Origin of the sequence: Eubacterium sp. CAG:156 (assembly GCF_000434315.1) — a bacterium.
Classification (GTDB): domain Bacteria; phylum Bacillota; class Clostridia; order Lachnospirales; family Lachnospiraceae; genus Eubacterium_U; species Eubacterium_U album.
Map to the genome: position 1 here is coordinate 20840 of NZ_FR878152.1, position 18525 is coordinate 39364.

General features: G+C 32.2%; 12 protein-coding genes. 6 read left to right on the forward strand and 6 right to left on the reverse strand.

The genetic code is table 11. The features are described from left to right. Positions 1-28: 28 nt before the first annotated feature. Positions 29-1060 (forward strand): asparaginase domain-containing protein, encoded by a 1032-nt coding sequence (locus tag ABMA45_RS04575; RefSeq protein ID WP_022088706.1) that lies wholly within the window; start codon positions 29-31, stop codon positions 1058-1060. A gap of 163 nt (positions 1061-1223) precedes the next feature. On the opposite strand, the gene ABMA45_RS04580 is transcribed toward ABMA45_RS04575, so the two are convergent. The 3 genes from ABMA45_RS04580 to ABMA45_RS04590 all read right to left on the reverse strand — a co-directional run bounded on the left by ABMA45_RS04580 (position 1224) and on the right by ABMA45_RS04590 (position 5921). After that, entirely contained in the window at positions 1224-3344 is a 2121-nt protein-coding gene (locus tag ABMA45_RS04580; RefSeq protein WP_022088707.1) for a SulP family inorganic anion transporter, read from the reverse strand. A 221-nt stretch (positions 3345-3565) separates the two neighbouring features. Beyond that, on the reverse strand, positions 3566-4960 hold the full coding sequence (rlmD, locus tag ABMA45_RS04585; protein WP_022088708.1) for a 23S rRNA (uracil(1939)-C(5))-methyltransferase RlmD: 1395 nt from the start codon (positions 4958-4960) through the stop codon (positions 3566-3568). Positions 4961-4970: 10 nt separating this feature from the next. Next, entirely contained in the window at positions 4971-5921 is a 951-nt protein-coding gene (locus ABMA45_RS04590) for a 3'-5' exoribonuclease YhaM family protein (protein ID WP_022088709.1), read from the reverse strand. A gap of 124 nt (positions 5922-6045) precedes the next feature. Between ABMA45_RS04590 and ABMA45_RS04595 the strand changes: the two genes are divergently transcribed. The 3 genes from ABMA45_RS04595 (at position 6046) to ABMA45_RS04605 (ending at position 10774) form a co-directional block, all read left to right on the forward strand. Further along, on the forward strand, positions 6046-8418 hold the full coding sequence (locus ABMA45_RS04595; protein ID WP_022088710.1) for an endonuclease MutS2: 2373 nt from the start codon (positions 6046-6048) through the stop codon (positions 8416-8418). 93 nt (positions 8419-8511) lie between these two features. Next, the gene (locus tag ABMA45_RS04600) at positions 8512-9216 is read left to right on the forward strand and encodes a response regulator transcription factor (RefSeq protein ID WP_022088711.1); all 705 of its coding nucleotides are present in this window, start codon (positions 8512-8514) and stop codon (positions 9214-9216) included. Between the two features lie 127 nt (positions 9217-9343). Then, positions 9344-10774 carry a HAMP domain-containing sensor histidine kinase gene (locus ABMA45_RS04605; RefSeq protein WP_022088712.1) on the forward strand — a complete coding sequence of 477 codons (1431 nt, stop codon included), beginning with the start codon at positions 9344-9346 and terminating at the stop codon, positions 10772-10774. Positions 10775-10989: 215 nt separating this feature from the next. Here ABMA45_RS04605 and ABMA45_RS04610 read toward each other — a convergent pair whose 3' ends face one another. After that, the gene (locus ABMA45_RS04610; RefSeq protein WP_022088713.1) at positions 10990-11736 is read right to left on the reverse strand and encodes a sporulation initiation factor Spo0A C-terminal domain-containing protein; all 747 of its coding nucleotides are present in this window, start codon (positions 11734-11736) and stop codon (positions 10990-10992) included. A 223-nt stretch (positions 11737-11959) separates the two neighbouring features. Here ABMA45_RS04610 and ABMA45_RS04615 point away from each other — a divergent pair, with 223 nt between their 5' ends. Both ABMA45_RS04615 and ABMA45_RS04620 read left to right on the forward strand, forming a co-directional pair. Then, a complete protein-coding gene (locus tag ABMA45_RS04615; RefSeq protein ID WP_022088714.1) occupies positions 11960-12679 on the forward strand; it encodes a helix-turn-helix domain-containing protein in 720 nt (239 codons plus the stop codon). A 240-nt stretch (positions 12680-12919) separates the two neighbouring features. Further along, positions 12920-13090: a DUF362 domain-containing protein gene (locus ABMA45_RS04620; RefSeq protein ID WP_022088715.1), complete on the forward strand. Its 171-nt coding sequence runs from the start codon at positions 12920-12922 to the stop codon at positions 13088-13090. A gap of 84 nt (positions 13091-13174) precedes the next feature. Here the strand turns inward: ABMA45_RS04620 and ABMA45_RS04625 are convergent, their stop codons facing one another. Together ABMA45_RS04625 and ABMA45_RS04630 are read right to left on the reverse strand one after the other, a co-directional pair. Beyond that, entirely contained in the window at positions 13175-17446 is a 4272-nt protein-coding gene (locus ABMA45_RS04625) for a fibronectin type III domain-containing protein (RefSeq protein WP_022088716.1), read from the reverse strand. Between the two features lie 147 nt (positions 17447-17593). Beyond that, positions 17594-18457, reverse strand: a complete 864-nt coding sequence (locus ABMA45_RS04630; RefSeq protein ID WP_022088717.1) for a hypothetical protein — start codon at positions 18455-18457, stop codon at positions 17594-17596. Between the last annotated feature and the right edge of the window lie 68 nt (positions 18458-18525).

The following is an 18525-nucleotide window of genomic DNA, read 5'->3' on the forward strand; positions in this document are numbered from 1 at the left end:
CAACGCTTCCAATACTTAGGAGCAATTTATGAAGAAAATTTTAGTCATTTTAACCGGAGGAACTATTGGAAGCAAAGTCGAGGGAAAAATTATCAATACCACTGCTGCTTCCTCTTATAGACTTCTTCAGTTATATAATGAGAAATATGCTGATGATACTGAATTTGAAGTAATTCAGCCGATTAATATTTTAAGTGAAAATCTTACTCCTGTAGAGTGGGGTGTTTTATGCAATTGCCTTTTTGAATTAGATTTTGAAAAATATCAGGGAATCATTATAACACATGGTTCTGATACACTTTCCTATACATCAGCTTTAATTGGAACAATGTTTGAAAATTGTTCTATTCCAATTGTACTTGTTGCAAGCAATCTTGCTTTGGGACTTCCTGGTAGCAATGGCATGAACAATTTTAGAAATGCTGTATGTTTTATTAAAGAATCTCACATGCATGGTGTGTTCACTATTTTTGAAAATAATAAGGGGGAAATGCCTGTTTATCTTTCTACTCATATTGTAGAATCAGACCCATTTACGGACCAGTTTCGCAGTTTTACAGGCAAATATTTTGGCAAAATGATTGATGAAAGATTTTTTGCTAACGAGAGCTATCCTCATTTGTCAGAATCCCATAAATTAAATATATCATTTAAAAATGCACCTGATTTTAATAATATTTGCAATAATTCGGAGCACTGTAAAACTACAGACGCTCACTCTGCTTTATGGAGTGGGAACTTTAACAATGGGATATTATTAATTCGTCCTTATCCGGGTCTAAAATATGGCAACATTGATTTAAGTGCAAAGCCAAAAGCTGTCCTTCATTATATGTATCATTCAGCAACGGCATGTACAACTGACAGTTATTCTATTATTGATTTTGCAAAAAAATGTATAGATTTAGGAATAGATTTTTACTGTGCATCATTTAAAAGCAAAGATGCAGCCTTATACGACAGCAGTGCAAAAATTATAGATACCGGTGTAACTCCTCTTTACAATATTTCTTGCGAAGCTGCTTATGCGAAATTGATGATTTTATATAATTGCGGTTAGTTAAACAGATTCGCTATTAGTTGTATTGTGTATTAGATTAAAATAATACATTTAATTTTTCCTATACCCGATTCTGTTATACTGGGTACAGGAAAAATTAAGTTGCTATCATCATTTTATAAAAAATACAGACCGAATATTAGAAATCCGGTATATGAACGATTTAGTTACTATCATCACTTTCCCTTAAATGCTCAATAAGATTAAATACTTCAGGATGTCTTTGTCTTAAATGTTCATCAAGAATATGCCTTCTTTTCTTGAATCGCTCTGCCATTTCCGGATGCTCATTTTTGATTCTCTCATGGATTTCTTTTCTATGTTCCTCAAATCTGGTAGCAATGCTCTTTTCATCTTTTCCTGAAATATTAACGATTTCCTTCAAATGTTCTTCTAAATGTTCTAACCATTCATCCTCGTCAAATGCATCCATGTGTGACCAGCTTCCGTGGAAAAGTTTTTCGATATCTCCCGTTTTCTTTAGCTGTTGAATCTGTAAAACTATCTGTTTTTCTATTTGCTCCTCGCTTTCAGCTCCAAACGCCCATACGAATTCCTGTACTTTGTTATCCGCACGCTTTCTTGAAGCACTTCTTTCTTCATTTTCAATTCCACCCTCTAACGGATATGGTCTTGCGATTCCCATATCTTTTAATGCTATATGTATTGTTCTTCTTACCCTTCCCTCTTCAATCATATATCCAAGCCCAAGAGTTCTTATCTGCTCATTTACCTTTGCTATATGCTCGGTCATGTAAAATCGTATTCCTTTTTCCTTCAAGGATTTATATAACATTGCAAGTCTGTCTGCTGCTGTTATATCTATGCTTCCTATTCCGCTTGCATCTAAAATTACTGCCTTTGTATCAGGTTTTATACTGTCTTCTATATCACGCTGTAGCACTCCGATATTTGCAAAAAACAAATTACTGCTAAATCTGTAAATAATTACACCTTCTATGGCATGAATCTGATTTCCTTCTTTCAAATCCCTAAAATGTCTATGTCCAGGCTGTATTCCAAGAAAACATCTTGATGGTTTTGAAGTTCTTATAATCATTTCTGTAAACGAAAGAATTATTCCTATTAAAACTCCATTTATTGTTCCAAGTAATAGTACGCCTAAAAATGCTCCTACAAAAATAAGAAATTCTGTTCTGCTCAATTTCCAAAGTCGTGCTGCAAGGTCAAACTCTGTTGCTCCCAAAAGTGCTGAAATAACAATTGCTGTTAAAATTGGTATTGGCAAATAACCTATAAACCCTGTTCCACAAATAAGCAACACTATCATTGAAAGTCCTGCAACAATTCCTGTAAGTTGAGTTTTTGCCTGATATTGTTCTCCCATTGCAGTACGTGAGACGGAACCATTAATTGGACAGCATCCTGTAAATGCCGCCATAAAATTTCCAACTGAAAAAGCCAGGATTTCCTGATTATCATTTATACGATAATTATTTTTTTGTGCGAAACTATTTTCTGCCAATAAGGTTTCTGCCATTATTACTACTGCTACAGATAAACTTATTGTTATTGTCTGCTGAATCGAAATAATAGAAAAATCCGGAATGCTCCACTTTGGGAGCCCCGGTTCCACGGCACTTAAAGTATTTATTCCCCAATCTCTTATTGGCATATTTAATGTTATTATTGTTCCCGCAAACATAAGCACTACTGCCATTGGAAACTTTGGTATTAATTTTTTTGAAACTAATAATATAACAAGAGCTATCACCCCCATTATTACAGATGGAATATTTATGTGTTTTCCTGTTTCAAATGTGTGCTCTGCCAGTTCAAAAAATTCTCCTGTTCCTGATGTTCCACCCATTATTTTAGGAATCTGCATTAATATAATCGTTGTACATATTCCTGTTATAAATCCACCCATTACAGGCGCTGAAATATAATTTACAAGTTTTCCTGTCTTCATAAAATAGAATGCAAGCAACCATACGGCCACAAAAAATGTCATTACCGGAACTGCTGCAATTGCCTCGTCTGAACCTAACTCTATATTAAGGCTTAATAAAGCAGAGCCAACAAGAGCCGCTGGAGCCGCATCGACTCCAAATATAAATTGTGATGATGTGGAAAAAAGTGCAAATGCAAGTATCGGAAATACTGAACCATATATTCCATAAACTGCCGGCAATCCCGCAATCTGAGCATATCCCATTGATATAGGAATAGACACGGCCATTATTATAATTCCGGCAATTATATCTTTTATAAGATTTTTTCTATCATAATTTTTTAAAGTATGTAATAGTTTTATTTTCATTTTTCAGCCTTTCAGTTTTTCTTTTATTGTAGCACTAAATCTTTCTCAATGAACACCTATGTATTTTAGATTCTGTTTTTATTTAGAAACTGTACAAAATGATATATATCCCTTTCATTGGATGTCCAGTAAAAGGGGTACATATCAAAATGTCAGCCTCTAACTTTTGGCCTTTATAGCCATATATTTCTGCCAAATCTTTATCTAGCATTACCTGCCCCTTAGTTAGGTTCTTTTCGGCTGAGCAAGCAGACCGTTTCCACATGAACGGTTTGACCAAACATATCGCATGGCGTTGCTTCCTTTAATTTATATCCATTCTCGCTAAGCCATTTTACATCCCTTGCAAGTGTTGCACTGTCACAACTTACATACACAACACGCTTTGGATTCATTTTTACAATCGTAGACAATAATTTTTCATCACAACCTTTTCGCGGAGGGTCAACAACTATAACATCCGGTTTACACTCAGCTTCATTTTCGTGTTTAGAAAAATACTCTGTAACAACATCTTCCGCTGCTCCTACGAAAAATTCCGAATTATCTATTTTATTTATTTTTGCATTTAATCTTGCATCTTCAATTGCTTCAGGTACAATTTCTACACCTAGCACTTTCTTTGCCTTCTTTGCGAGAAATAAGGAAATGCTTCCGATTCCACAATATAAATCCCATACAATTTCATTTCCCGACAAATCAGCATATTCCAATGCCTTATTATATAATTTTTCTGTCTGAACCGGATTTACCTGGAAAAATGACAATGGTGAAATTCTAAATTTAACATCTCCAATATAATCTTCGATATATCCCGGTCCATACAAGTTTATAATTTTGCTGCCTAAAATTACATTGCTCTTATTTGTATTAACATTTAAGGACACACTGTGCATACCTTCTAGTTTACATAACTTTTCTACCAATTCATCTTTATTTGGTAACTTTCTACCATTTATAATGATGCATACCATTATCTGTTTTGTTTTTGCACCTATTCTTATAAGGACATGACGCACTAATCCTTTATGCGTAACCTCGTTGTATGGTTCAATCTGATATTTAGTCATGAATTTTTTCACAATATCCATAACTTCTTTATTAATGTCTCTGCCATCTAATTTAAGTCCTAAATCACAACTGTCGATTCCAATAATTGAATGTGTCCTTCCGGCATAAAATCCTGAAACAATATTTCCTTCTTTATCTATGCCCACAGGAAACTGTGCTTTGTTTCTATAATTAAATGGTTCCTCCATCCCTATTATATCTTTCATTACAAAGTCATCCTGTCCACCAATTCGTACAAGATTGTTATACACTTTATTCTGCTTGAACTTAAGCTGTTCTTCATAACTTAAGCACTGAATCTGACATCCACCACACTGTCTTGCCACACTACAACGTGGAGTCACCCTATCTTTTGATGGTTTCTTAATCTCCATAAGTCTTGCAAATCCAAAATTTTTATTTGCCTTCATTACTTTGACAGTGACTTCATCACCAATTACCCCATCTTTGACAAAGAGAGTATAGCCATCAACTTTGCCTATACCCTCTCCGTTTACTCCTAAATCTTCAATTGTTAAATCTATAATATCGTTCTTTCTAACCATGAATATTCCTTTACTCGCTTGTCTTTCTGATATTTGTTTCCAGTAAGCGGTTATAACCTAACCATTCATCTGAAGACTTATTTGCATTAGCCTTAAACAATTCTGCCATTGTTTCCATCTTAGCATCTGTATTATCTGCGAAATTAAGAGCCATAGCTTCAACTAATGCCGGTTTCTTTGGTGAACCATATTCAAGTTCTCCGTGATGAGCCAAAATACAGTGCTTTAATTCCACTAACTGAGTCTTTGGAAATCCACTAATTGTTCTGGCAATATCTCCTACCATTTCTGATCCCATAACTATGTGACCTAAAAGTTGTCCTACATCTGTGTAATCATTTAATGGGAATGAAGATAATTCATATACTTTTCCAATATCATGACAAATTGCTGCAGTTATAAGCAAATCCTTGTTTAACATTGGATATTGCTTTGTGTAAAATTCACACAATCTTGTTACTGAAACTGTATGCTCAAGTAAGCCACCAATAAATCCATGATGAACACTTTTTGCTGCTGAATGATTTTTAAATGCTTTAGCAAATTCCTGATTTTCTATAAATAATTTGCTAAGCAACTGCTTATAGTATATATTCTCAACATTTGAAATAAATCCTAATAATTCATTAAACATATCATCAAGATTCTTATCTGAAACAGGCAAATAGTCAGAAGGATCATATTCTCCCTCTTTTGCCTTTCTTGCTCTTTTAATTGATAACTGTGTCTGACCATTAAATACAGTTACGTCACCACTTACTTCGACGTAATCTAATGCATCAAAATCATCTATTCCCATTGATCTTGGATCCCATATTTTGGCATCCAAAGAACCTGTCTTATCCTGAAGGATTACATTTTCATATTCTTTACCTGTCTTTGTCATTGCAACATTCTTTTGTTTACATAAATAGATTTCCTGAATCCTTTCGCCTTCTCTCAATGCTTCAATATATTTCATTTCTTCCTCTTTCTAAGCCAAATGGCCACTACACTAATTTTACTAAGGCATTTTTCCCTTTACCTTGCAACTGTTCTTTATTATAATTGATTATGAATTTAAATACAAGAATTGGAGTATTATCATGAACAAAAAGGTCTTAAAAACTCTTGAATATAACAAAATTATAGACAGACTTTCAGATTGTGCGTGCTCTGAGCTTGGAAAAGAAAAATGTCGCAAGCTTGAGCCGATATCAGATTTAAATAAAATAAAAAATTTACAAAAGGAAACTGCTGACGCTCTATCACTCGTGTGGCAAAAGGGAAGCGTATCATTTTCCGGATTACATGATATAAGTGCAAGTCTTAAAAGACTTGAAATTGGCAGTGCACTCGGTGCCGGAGAGCTTTTAAAAATCAGTTCTTTGTTAAAAATTGCCTTGCGCGTAAAAACATTTGCACGTAAAGAAGATGCAGATGGTGAACCCAACAGTCTTGACCAATTATTTGACAGCATTGAACCTTTGTCAAACTTAAATTCTGAAATTACAGGTTGTATTCTTTCAGAAGATGAGATAGCCGATGACGCTTCAGCTAATTTGAAAAATATCCGTCGACAGATAAAGATTACTAATGATAGAATTCATTCTCAATTGAATTCAATAATTAATTCTCAGTCAGGGCGTACTTATTTGCAGGATGCATTAATTACAATGCGTGACGGTCGCTACTGTGTACCGGTCAAGCAGGAATACCGCAGTGCAGTTCCCGGCATGATACATGACCAGTCTTCAACAGGCTCTACTCTTTTTATTGAGCCTATGGCGGTTGTCAATTTGAATAATACACTTCGTGAACTTGCATCAAAAGAAGCTGATGAAATTCAGGTCATTTTAGCAAATTTAAGTATTTTATGTGCTGAGCATTTATACGAATTAAAAACAGATATGGATATTCTTGCTGAACTCGATTTTATATTTGCAAGGGCTATACTTGCTAAGAATATGAAAGCAAGTGAACCTATATTTAGTAATAATAAGCAAATTAATATTAAACAGGGACGTCATCCATTGCTTGACCCACATAAAGTAGTTCCTATTGATATACATTTAGGAAAAGATTTTACTTTATTAATAGTAACCGGACCAAATACCGGTGGTAAGACAGTTTCTTTAAAAACTGTAGGTTTACTTACATTAATGGGACAGTCCGGTCTTCACATTCCTGCATTTGAAGGAAGTATGTTAGCTGTATTTAATGAGGTATTTGCCGACATCGGTGATGAACAAAGTATTGAACAAAGTCTTAGTACTTTCTCTGCACACATGGTAAATACTGTAAATATTTTAAACGAAGCTGACGAAAATTCTCTCGTTTTGTTTGATGAATTAGGCGCGGGAACTGACCCTGTAGAAGGTGCTGCTCTTGGAATTTCCATTTTGTCATTCTTAAAAAATATCGGAACACGCACAATGGCAACAACACATTATAGTGAATTGAAGTTATTTGCCCTTTCTACTGACGGTGTAGAAAATGCCTGCTGCGAATTTAATGTTGAGACTCTTCGTCCAACATATAAACTGTTAATTGGAATTCCCGGAAAAAGTAATGCTTTTGCCATTTCTTCAAAGCTCGGACTTCCTAATTACATTATTGATGATGCAAAGAAACGTATTGATTCAGAAAATGAAAAATTTGAAGATGTCATTGCAAAATTAGAAGAGAGCAAACTTACAATTGAAAAAGACCGTGAGGAAATTGCAGCCTATAAATCACAAATTAAATCATTAAAGCGCGATTATGAATTAAAAAATAAACGTTTAGATGAACAACGTGAAAAAATTATTACTAAAGCCCGTGAAGAAGCTGTTGATATTTTAAAGGATGCAAAAGAATTAGCTGACGAGTCAATAAGAACAATTAATCAGGGCTCTAAATCTCATAATACAAAGGCTATGGAAAAATCCAGAAGCAAACTCGGCAGCAAATTAAAGGAAAACCAAAGCGGTCTTTCCATGAAAGCTTCCGCTGCAAAGAAAAAGCACAAGCCTTCTGAATTTAAAATCGGAACCGGAGTTAAGGTTCTTAGTCTTAATTTAAAAGGAACGATTTCTACTTTACCAAATGCCAATGGAGACGTTAATGTACAAATGGGTATTTTAAATTCCAAGGTTAACATTTCTGATTTAGAGATTCTAGATGAGCCTGATGTAAAAGCACCTGGTCTTGTCCGAAGCAGCACAGGTAAGATAAAAATGGACAAGGCTAAAAACGTAAAAATGGAATTAAATTTGATTGGCAAAACTGTAGATGAAGCTATATTTGAATTAGACAAATATTTAGATGACGCTTATATAGCACATTTACCTCAGGTTTACATAATTCACGGAAAGGGAACCGGTGCTCTTAGAAGTGCCATTCAGAATCATTTAAAAAATTTGAGTTATGTAAAATCTTATCGAAACGGTGAACATGGCGAAGGTGGTGCAGGAGCTACTGTTGTTACATTTAAATAAAAGTATATACAATGTTTGTTCATTTATAAATGTTACATTTATCATGCATATAACTTTAAAAAAACACTTGTATATGTATAATTGGAGGATATTATGGTTAGTAAACAGAAAATTTTAATAGTAGATGATGATGAACATATTGCAGAATTAATCTCTCTTTATTTGACAAAAGAGTGTTTTGATACCCGTATTGAGCATGACGGACAGTCTGCAATCACAGCATTTAAGGAATATATGCCTGATGTTGTTTTGTTAGACATTATGCTTCCCGGAAAAGACGGTTATCAAGTATGCCGTGAAATAAGAATGGAGTCAAATGTACCAATTATTATGCTTTCTGCCAAAACAGAAGTTTTTGATAAGGTTCTTGGATTGGAACTTGGAGCAGATGACTATATGATTAAACCATTCGATTCTAAGGAACTCGTCGCAAGAGTCAAAGCTCTTTTACGTCGCGCAAACCAGACAACTTCTACTACTACCGGTGGAGCTGAAGTCGTTAAATTCCCAGACCTTACAGTTAACCTTTCTAATTATGAAGTAGTTTATAAAGGTGAAACTCTTGAAATGGCACCTAAGGAAATTGAACTTTTATATTTCCTTGCTTCCTCTCCAAATCAGGTATTTACAAGAGAACAGTTATTAGACAATATCTGGGGATATGAATATGCCGGAGACACCAGAACTGTCGATGTACACATTAAAAGAATTCGTGAAAAAATTCACGACAGCGACACATGGGCTCTTTCCACTGTATGGGGTATCGGCTACAAATTTGAAGTACACAGCAAAGCATAATTTATCAAGATGCTAGGGTCAAAAGGTCTAAGCCCACATGAGCTTGCTCATGAGTGGGTAAAGGACATTGTGACCCGCCATTATAACAAATAAAGATTATGTTGCTATTTACAAATTGGAGATTACTATGAAAGATTCTATTCTTGAGAAATTTTTTATTGGTTATATTTCATTTGCGATTTTAGGTATGCTTATTATTACCTATTGGTCAACAAATATAACCTACAATCATTTGGTTGAAACTACAGCGTCTCAATTATACAACTACGCTACTGTTGCCTCCAAAAATATTGCAGACGATTGCAAATATTCAATTTCAGATATTACTGATTTTGAACCATATGTAGAAGATTTTAATAAAGTTTTAAATGCAGAAGTTTGGATTTTAGGCTCTGATTTTAACTTAAAGTATTCAAGTGATGGCTCTGATTTAAATTCTGACTCTTCAAAGTCAATTATTATTTCAAACTTTGACCCTTCAGATTACCAGAACGGAGGTCATTATCAGATTAGCAATATGTACAACATTTTTAAAACCGACATGCTTCATGTTGTCCACCCGATTAAATCCGGTTCATCAAGCCCTTACGGTTATATGCTTGTACATGTTTCCACAGCATCAATAAAATCTTCAAGTTACACCATAACAAAGATTTTTTATTTAACATATTTTATAATTTTATTATTGTCGTTAATTATTTTCTTTAATTTTGTATGGTTTATTTATGCACCATTAAAGGATATTAGAACTGCTGCAATGCAATATGCTCAAGGTAATTTTGATTTTGAACCTATAAAAATTTATTCAGACGATGAAATAGGAGATGTTGCCACTTCTCTAAATTATATGGCAAGTCAGTTAAGAGACAGCAATGAATATCAACAGAAATTTATATCAAATATTTCTCATGATTTTCGTTCTCCACTTACTTCAATAAAAGGTTACATTGAAGCTATTATGGATGGAACCATTCCTCCTGAAATGCAAAATAAATATCTTGGGATTGTTTTGTCTGAAGCAAACCGACTGGAGCATTTAACCAATGGTCTAAGAGATTTAAATGTTTGGAGTAACAAAGGTCCTGAACTTATTTTAGAAGACTTCGATGTTCTTGAACTCATTCATAGTTCTATAGAAACTCTAGAAGGAATGAGCTCAAAGAAAAATATTAAATTAACTATTGTTAATGAAGCAAAGAAAACTACTGTTAATGCCGATAAAGGTAAGATTGAACAGGTTATATATAATCTCATTGATAACGCCATTAAATTTAGTTTTAATGATTCTGAAATTATTATCAGACTATACAACAATCGTAGCAAATTATTCTGCGTTGTCAAAGACAATGGAATTGGTATTTCCCATGATAATATTAATAAAATCTGGCAGCGTTTTTATAAGACAGACTCTTCAAGAGGTATGGATAAAACCGGTTCCGGGATTGGGCTTTCCATTGTAAAAGAAATTATTTCAGCGCACAATGAAACTATTGATGTTATAAGCACCGAAGGAGTGGGAACAGAATTTATTTTCTCATTATCACTCGCAAAAAAATAATTTTAATTATAAAAACAGACATAATTACCTAATAATTATATAAAAAAAGAACCACTATTATTTTAAAGAATTGATAAATTACTTCGGTGTAAATTTACAAAATAATTTATCAAATATGCTACACATACATCGCATTTCTTTTTAATAATAGCAGTTCTTTTTTGTCTTTTACCCCAATATAGCTTAAAGCATTCCCCATATAGAGTTTTGCTTAACTACCTATATGAATTAATTATGTATTGTGACATTGTTGCAATAAATTCTGAATTTGTTGGTCTTTTTCTTCCTTTATCTAAATTAACGCAAAATTTGTTTTTTAAATCACTGTCACTATTTTTATTCCAAGCAACTTCAATTGCATGTCTAATTGCCTTTTCAACTCTTTGCGGTGTTGAATCATATTCCTTTGCAATGTCAGGATATAATATTTTTGTAACTCCCTCTAGCACTCCCTGATCTTCTGTTGCTCTTTTTATTCCTGTCGCTACATATCTGTATCCTTTTAAACTTGCTGGAATACCTAACTGAATCAGTGAATTTGCAATTATAGAATCTACACTATAAATTGCACTAAATGTTTCACTATTTTTATTTTCTCCGATTATACGCTTAACTCTGTTCACTATTGTGTTTACATCATATGGCTTAACAACAAAATAATCTATTCCCTTATCAAAGGCCTCCCTAACTATATTTTGTTGATTAATTACAGATGTAAGAATTATTTTTATATCATATTTGCATTCTTTTATATAATCAATAATACTAAATCCATCTATTCCTGTTAGCAGTAGTTCCATTATGACTATATCCGGATTATATTTATTAATTGCTTCCAATCCGTCTATTCCATTTTCTTCAACTGATACTACCTCAATGTTTTCTTCACACTCTAAGCTTTTACTAAGCTCCCATACTGCCTTCTTGTCATTGTCAATTACTACAATCTTGGTTTTACTCATTAAAACACCCCTTGCTCTCATAATATTTTATTAATGAATAAGTCGTATTTTCGCCTTATTCTGCTATATGATAAGCCACACCCCAAGCTTGTCACCTACAGCTAACTTGAATTTATTTAATTCTTATAATAAAATATAACTGTAACCAAAGTTATTTAAAAGAACTTAAATTGCACTATTTTAATTTTCTAAAATTTTAAAAAGTGCCATCGAAGGAACCAAAATGAATCTTAAACAATTTGACTTATTACAATATACTAACACTGTTGTAGAGACAATTAATCAGATTCTCAATGAAAGAAATTGGACTTTAAAGAAATTATCTGATGTTTCCAACATTTCATATGACACTCTAAAAAAACTGATGAGCGGTCATACCGGATGTCCTACAACATATAACTTAATAAAATTATCTCAAGCATTAGGTGTCTCAATAGATTATCTATTAGGACTTGACAGACATCTAAATATAGATTACACAAAGCTCCCTGAAAGAGCATGTAATCTAATTTCTGAAATAGCAAATTTTGAAACAAAATTGTACAACTTAAATCAACTTCAGGGCAAAACCTATATTCCTGTCATTGTTCCAACCGGTTGCATGGGAGACGAAATGTTATTTGACAGTTTTTATGCCGATTACATAGATGTTTCATCTTATGAGGAGGAATTCGGTTCATCTATGATGTGCGGAATAAAAGTCACTAATAAATCACTTCATCCGGCATACCTTAAAGACGATGTTTTGATTATTGCAAATGACCGTTCTCCTGCCTACGGAGAAACCGGTATTTTTCTTAAAGGACGTCATGTTTATATCAGAAAATATGAGTATGGCACTCCTTCCGTGCTTAAACCTGTAAATGGTTTTGGAAAAGATATTGTTGCTACTGACCCATCTGAATGGTATGTATTCGGACGCGTACTAACGGTTATAAGGTAGGTTTTTATAATTGCAAATAAATTAAATACAAGCAGTAATTCCCAGATTTATAACAATAAATGAGTATTCTTTTACTTCTATCCGGATATGAATATTATTTTTAATATATGCACATTTTTTCATATATTTTATAGGTCCATTTTTTACCTAAAATGTTTATTTTTCTCATCACTTAGATGTTGCAATATGTAATTATTTGTATTATTATTACTGTATAAAACTATAAAGGAGGCATACATAATGGCTTACAAAATTACAGATGGTTGCATCGGATGTGGTGCTTGTGAAGGAGCTTGTCCAGTTGGAGCAATCTCAAACGACGGTAGTGCTTGCGTAATCAACGCTGATCAGTGCATCGAATGTGGTGCTTGCACAGCAGCTTGCCCAACAGACTCAATCGTTTTAGACTAATTTAAAATCGGACGATTAATATTTAGAATCTAAATATTAGAAAAATATAAACAGGGTTGTCATAATGACAACCCTGTTTATATTTTATTTTGTTTTTTTCTTTTTAACTTTAGACCATTTTGAATAATATGTAATATTATTTTTAACTACATATGTTCTTATTCTAAAATAGTATCTTATATTTGGTCGCAACTTATTTATTTTCTTTGAACATTTCTTACCTACTTTAACATTTACTCTCTTGCCTTTACATTTTTTAGTTAAACCATACTGTATTTGATATCCTGATACATTTTTCGCTTTCTTCCAATATATTATCAATGATTTCTTTCTTCTAGATATTTTTACTATACTTGTATTCTGTATATCACATAACTTTTTTTCTGTTTCTATAGAAACTTGTTCATTATTGTGTTCACTATTAATCACTTGATTTTCTGCTTTATTTCTATCATCTTTTCTTTTATTAACATTTGTTTCTTCACTAGTTACCTGATTACTATCATTACTATTATCATTAATGATATATTTACTGTCATTTTTAATTGGAACAACAATTGTTTCTTTTTTTAATTTTCCCTCTTCTGTTGAACTTCCAACATATATAGGTACTATCTTTTCAATATTTGTTCCTTCTATTTCAATATGTAAATTTGTATCTCCATTTATCTTACCAAATACTTGTATTTCATAATTATTTTTATCATTTGCTTCTAATAACTCTCCAATAGCAACAATATTATTGTTTTCAGCATAAATCTTTATATTATCTCTTGTTGAACCATTTGTATTTAGTTTTATAACATGTTCCGTATTTAATCCAAGATATAAATAATCTATACATTCTAACATTATGTCACTTTTTGCATTATCTCTTAAATGCCTTTCATTTATAGCAATGCCATCGCTATTTAAAATTTCATCAGAGGCATATAGATTAATTTCATCTCCTTTTTGTATTTTTGTACTCGAATAATCCACTCTATACTCTTTTGCATATACATTTCCAATCGAATCCTTTTCTTCTGTATCATATGATAAATTAGATTCTATTACTTTTCCTTCCTTATCTGTAATTGTCATATTTTTTACAGTTTCAGGGTTCATATATTGATCAAATTCTATTATAGCAAAGGTTTCATATGCCTTAAAATTTATAACACTTGGTTTATTTAAATTTTTCATTTTAAGTAATACATTTGTTTGTATTGGTGGTACCTGCAACCATTCCGAATATGTAGTTTCATATCCTGCTTTCTCTGCCTTAACCTGCCAATATCCCTCCGGGACATCCCATGCATATGACCCTGAATCATCTGTAACTATTGGATTATACTGATCATATTCGTCTGCATTCCATAATATTGGTTTCTCATCCTTCAAATTATTTTTATAATAAATAGTGGTCTTTACCCCTGAAATTCTATTATTTGTAACTCCCTCATACACATATCCACTTGGATCAATAATCCATTTCAGGAATAAATCACTCAAACTGATTTTCCCTTGCAAATAGTCATCAAAATCTCCTGATTCTATAGACGGAAGTACATAATAATTTAATGCTAACAATGCTAATGATAAACCTACACCAACTCCGGTTCCAGCACACATATACGCAGTAATTCCAATTGCATTTGATAAATATGTAAACATTAATTTTTCAAAACTTATAGCTGCCATTTTTTGTAGTTGGGCACTTTTTGCCTGTTTTTGGGCTAATGTTAAATTTGGATTCATATATATATCCATTTTGGTTGTCATTAAATCAAAACAATCAACTCCAAAAGTAGCTGTTGCAAACATATCATTTGCTGCATATCCCACTAATGTTTTATCTATTCCTATTGCCTTACAAACTGAACTTGTTGCATTTTTGTTTGCTTGTTTCACTACATATTTATAAATGCAATTATCATTACTAGAAGGATCTATCATATATGTAATAATACTTTCTGGAGTGACTTCTGTTTTCATCATAAGTAAATCCTTGACAAAATCTCTTTCTCCCGTTACATATTTTTCAAATCCATATTTAGTTAAAGCATCATATACATCATTTGTATATTTAGCAAAATCCCCTGAATGCATATTTATAGTCTTAATTATATCTCCTATTGCTTTAATATCTTTATCAGTTAAATGAGTATTTATTTCATTTTCATCATTACTATACATCGATATCAAGCTATTGCTTTGAAATTTATTTAATTCACCTTGTAACTCTTCTGCATAATCATCAAATGATAATTTATCAAATTTATAATTAATTACATCACCACTACCTAATGTAATATTTGTCTCATAATCACTATCAGAATCTTTTATTTGATTTGTTTCTGCATTTCTCCATTGTTCCGGTATATTTGATTGATCAAATTTGGATAATTCAATACTACCATCATTATTTACTTTTGTTTTTTCCTCTAATTTATTTGTATAAATTATCGATAAATTACCTGGTACATACCTTGCATCATCACCAAAAAATCCTTCTGTAATATATGCTTTTTCTTTTTCGTTCCATTTAGCTTCTAATTTTTTTTCTTCTCCATCCCTATTGCTTATAACATATACATGACTTATTTTTTCTCTGTTTTTATACTTAATTTTAAAATTGTAATTTTTCCCAGGTTGAAATGTAATATATTTTATTTTGTCTGCATTAAGTATATTAAATTCATTGTAACCATTTTTATATTCATGTGCTTCAATATATAAAGATGCCTCTATTAATTTAGGACAATCTAATAAAGTTGTCACTTTTTTCGAAACAACCTTTTGTTTACCATCAGCACTTGTTGATTTTATTTCTATATCATATTCCTTATAAGCTTCTGGGTTAAGCAACTCAACATTTGTTTCAAATCGACCTGTTTTAGATATATTTATTGACTTATCCAACTTACCATCCACATATACATCTACATTTTCATTTTTAGGCCCTTCTCCTCTGATTAAAGTTTTTACTTTACTTTCACCTTCTGAGAAATTAATTTCATCACTTGTATCAAAAGAAATATTAAAACATTTTTCACTTATAGCCCCTATATTTTCGTTATATAACTTATTTTGCTTTTTGTATTCTAATTTTGCATAGCTTGATATTAAACAGCTTTTACCTAAATTTGTATATATAGTATATCTTCCATTTTCCTCTTCTATTGGCAACGTCACTACATTATCTGTTGAAATTGTAAATTCACTAGTATCTAGTATCTTATTATTGTATTTTATTCCTTTTATTGAATATTTTAATGGTAATTTTACTTTAAGCTGTCTTTCTTCACTATTTTCTAATGCATTATTTTTTAAGTAAAAATCTATATTTAATGCTACTTGTCCATCAGAAGTCACACTGTTTACAAAATATGTAGTTTTTTCTTTTCTTAATATACTATCATTATTACTTTGATCTATTGTATTCTTAAATTGAACATTTATATTCTTATCTATAAAAGTAAACATAGATTTTGAATATTTATTAACATATGCAACTACATCATTTACATTTTTAAAAGCTTCACCATTAATTTTTTCAATAGAATCACCAATATTCAATTTCGATAATTCTGTACAATCAGCAAAAACTCCTCTTTTTAGTTCATTAACTTCTGACATAATATTTACAGACTTTAAATTTTTGCACCCTGAAAATGCCCACTCTCCTATTTTCATTACGCTTTCCGGTATTATTATCTCTGTTAAGTTACCGCAATCAGAAAATGCTCCGTTTCCTATTGTTTCTATTCCCTCTGGTATTGTAATCTTTTCAAGTCCCGTACAGTTTTTAAATACATACTCTGTTACTGTCTTTGTTCCTTCCTCGAACCTTACATCTTTAAGATTGCTGCAGCCTCTGAACGCTCCATCGCTTTTTGAATCATAGTATGCACACCATACTTTCTCCAATGTTTTTGGTATCTCTATTTCCGTCAATCCTGTACATTCTCCAAATGCTCCATACCCCATAGTTTTAATATTCTTCGGTAGTTTTAATCCTGTTAGTTTTTTATCATTCTGAAACGCATTTGCTCCTATTGTTTCTATTGTGTCCGGCAGACTTACCTCTTCCAACTCATTACAGTTCTTAAATGCATTATCTGCTATCTGCCTTACATTATATTCAATTCCGCCATTTTTTATTTTCCCTGGTATGTACAACTGTTTTGTATTTGAATCTTGTCCACCTACAACCACTACCTCTTTTTTCTCAATTGAAGTAATCTTATACTTGACTCCACCCGTCACAAATATTTCGTCAACTGTATCTGCTTTAGTAGCAAACACTTGTATGCTAGTTATTATTAATGTGATTGTTATATATATACTTATTATTTTTCTAAATTTATTCATTTTATTTTTTTGCATTTAGATTTTCTAAACACAATGTGCTTAATATGCACTGTACCTCCCTCTTATACACTATTTTTAATCTACATAAAAAAAGACCGACAAAATTTTTGTCGATCTTTTCTATACAAAAATTCATACCCCCACTAATTATTCCTGTCTTTGTTTAAGTACAGATTCAAGACTTCCCATAGATGAAATAAGTGAATCAATTAATTCTTTACTATCAACAATTTCCATCTTCTTACGCATCTTAGTCATTTCTTCTTCCATGCTCTGAATTCTTGTCTGACCTTCTTCAACCTTTTCCTGAGTTTCCAATAACTGAACCTGACTGTCTTCTAATTGAGCCTGACATTCTTCAAGTTTATTCTGATTATCTGCTAATTTATTTTCGCTTTCGTCTAATCTACTTTGAATTTCACCTAATTTGTCCGTTGCTTCTTTAGCTTCCATAGCACTTGTAGCTACACTCTTTTGCAATTTAGCATTCTCAATACTTAAAGTCCTGTTCTTTCCAATTAATTCATTATTCTCGGCATAAAGAACTTCATACTCAGCACTTCCATCGTCTGTAGATGGTTTTTCTACCGGCACTTCAACGTATACAATTTCAGGTTCCGGTTTTTCTACTGGAGCGGCAGGTGCTACACTCTGCTGTGAATCTCCTGCTCCTTCTGCTAATGCTAATATTTCTTCTCTAAGTTCCTCTATTGTTGCTTTAAGTTCATCATTCTCTTCTTGAAGAGCACCATTTTTCCCATGTAAATCATTGATTTCACATTGAAGCATTTCTCGTTCTGTTTCAAACTCTTCTTTCTGTTTATTTAAAACATTCTGTGTGTTTTTGTAGTTGCCGAAAAGGTTATTAATATAATCATCTACTTCTTCAGGATCATATCCTCTTACCGCATGATTAAATCCATAAGCATTCTCTTCTGCTGCAACCTCCCCAATTTCGTTGCTCTGCATAAACCTGGTCTGTGGTCTAGCTATTCTTGACAACTTAGCCATACTTCTCAACTCCTTTTCCTAGATTTTTTACATTTCAATTGAAATGTATAAATGCTGGAGTCCAATTT

Bases quoted from the DNA above. Each gene is read 5' to 3' on its own strand.
- ABMA45_RS04580 (WP_022088707.1), bottom strand. From the start codon at position 3,344: ATGAAAATAAAACTATTACATACTTTAAAAAATTATGATAGAAAAAAT.
- ABMA45_RS04600 (WP_022088711.1), top strand. From the start codon at position 8,512: ATGGTTAGTAAACAGAAAATTTTAATAGTAGATGATGATGAACATATT.
- ABMA45_RS04610 (WP_022088713.1), bottom strand. From the start codon at position 11,736: ATGAGTAAAACCAAGATTGTAGTAATTGACAATGACAAGAAGGCAGTA.
- ABMA45_RS04625 (WP_022088716.1), bottom strand. From the start codon at position 17,446: ATGAATAAATTTAGAAAAATAATAAGTATATATATAACAATCACATTA.
- ABMA45_RS04620 (WP_022088715.1), top strand. From the start codon at position 12,920: ATGGCTTACAAAATTACAGATGGTTGCATCGGATGTGGTGCTTGTGAA.
- ABMA45_RS04575 (WP_022088706.1), top strand. From the start codon at position 29: ATGAAGAAAATTTTAGTCATTTTAACCGGAGGAACTATTGGAAGCAAA.
- rlmD (WP_022088708.1), bottom strand. From the start codon at position 4,960: ATGGTTAGAAAGAACGATATTATAGATTTAACAATTGAAGATTTAGGA.
- ABMA45_RS04630 (WP_022088717.1), bottom strand. From the start codon at position 18,457: ATGGCTAAGTTGTCAAGAATAGCTAGACCACAGACCAGGTTTATGCAG.
- ABMA45_RS04615 (WP_022088714.1), top strand. From the start codon at position 11,960: ATGAATCTTAAACAATTTGACTTATTACAATATACTAACACTGTTGTA.
- ABMA45_RS04595 (WP_022088710.1), top strand. From the start codon at position 6,046: ATGAACAAAAAGGTCTTAAAAACTCTTGAATATAACAAAATTATAGAC.
- ABMA45_RS04605 (WP_022088712.1), top strand. From the start codon at position 9,344: ATGAAAGATTCTATTCTTGAGAAATTTTTTATTGGTTATATTTCATTT.
- ABMA45_RS04590 (WP_022088709.1), bottom strand. From the start codon at position 5,921: ATGAAATATATTGAAGCATTGAGAGAAGGCGAAAGGATTCAGGAAATC.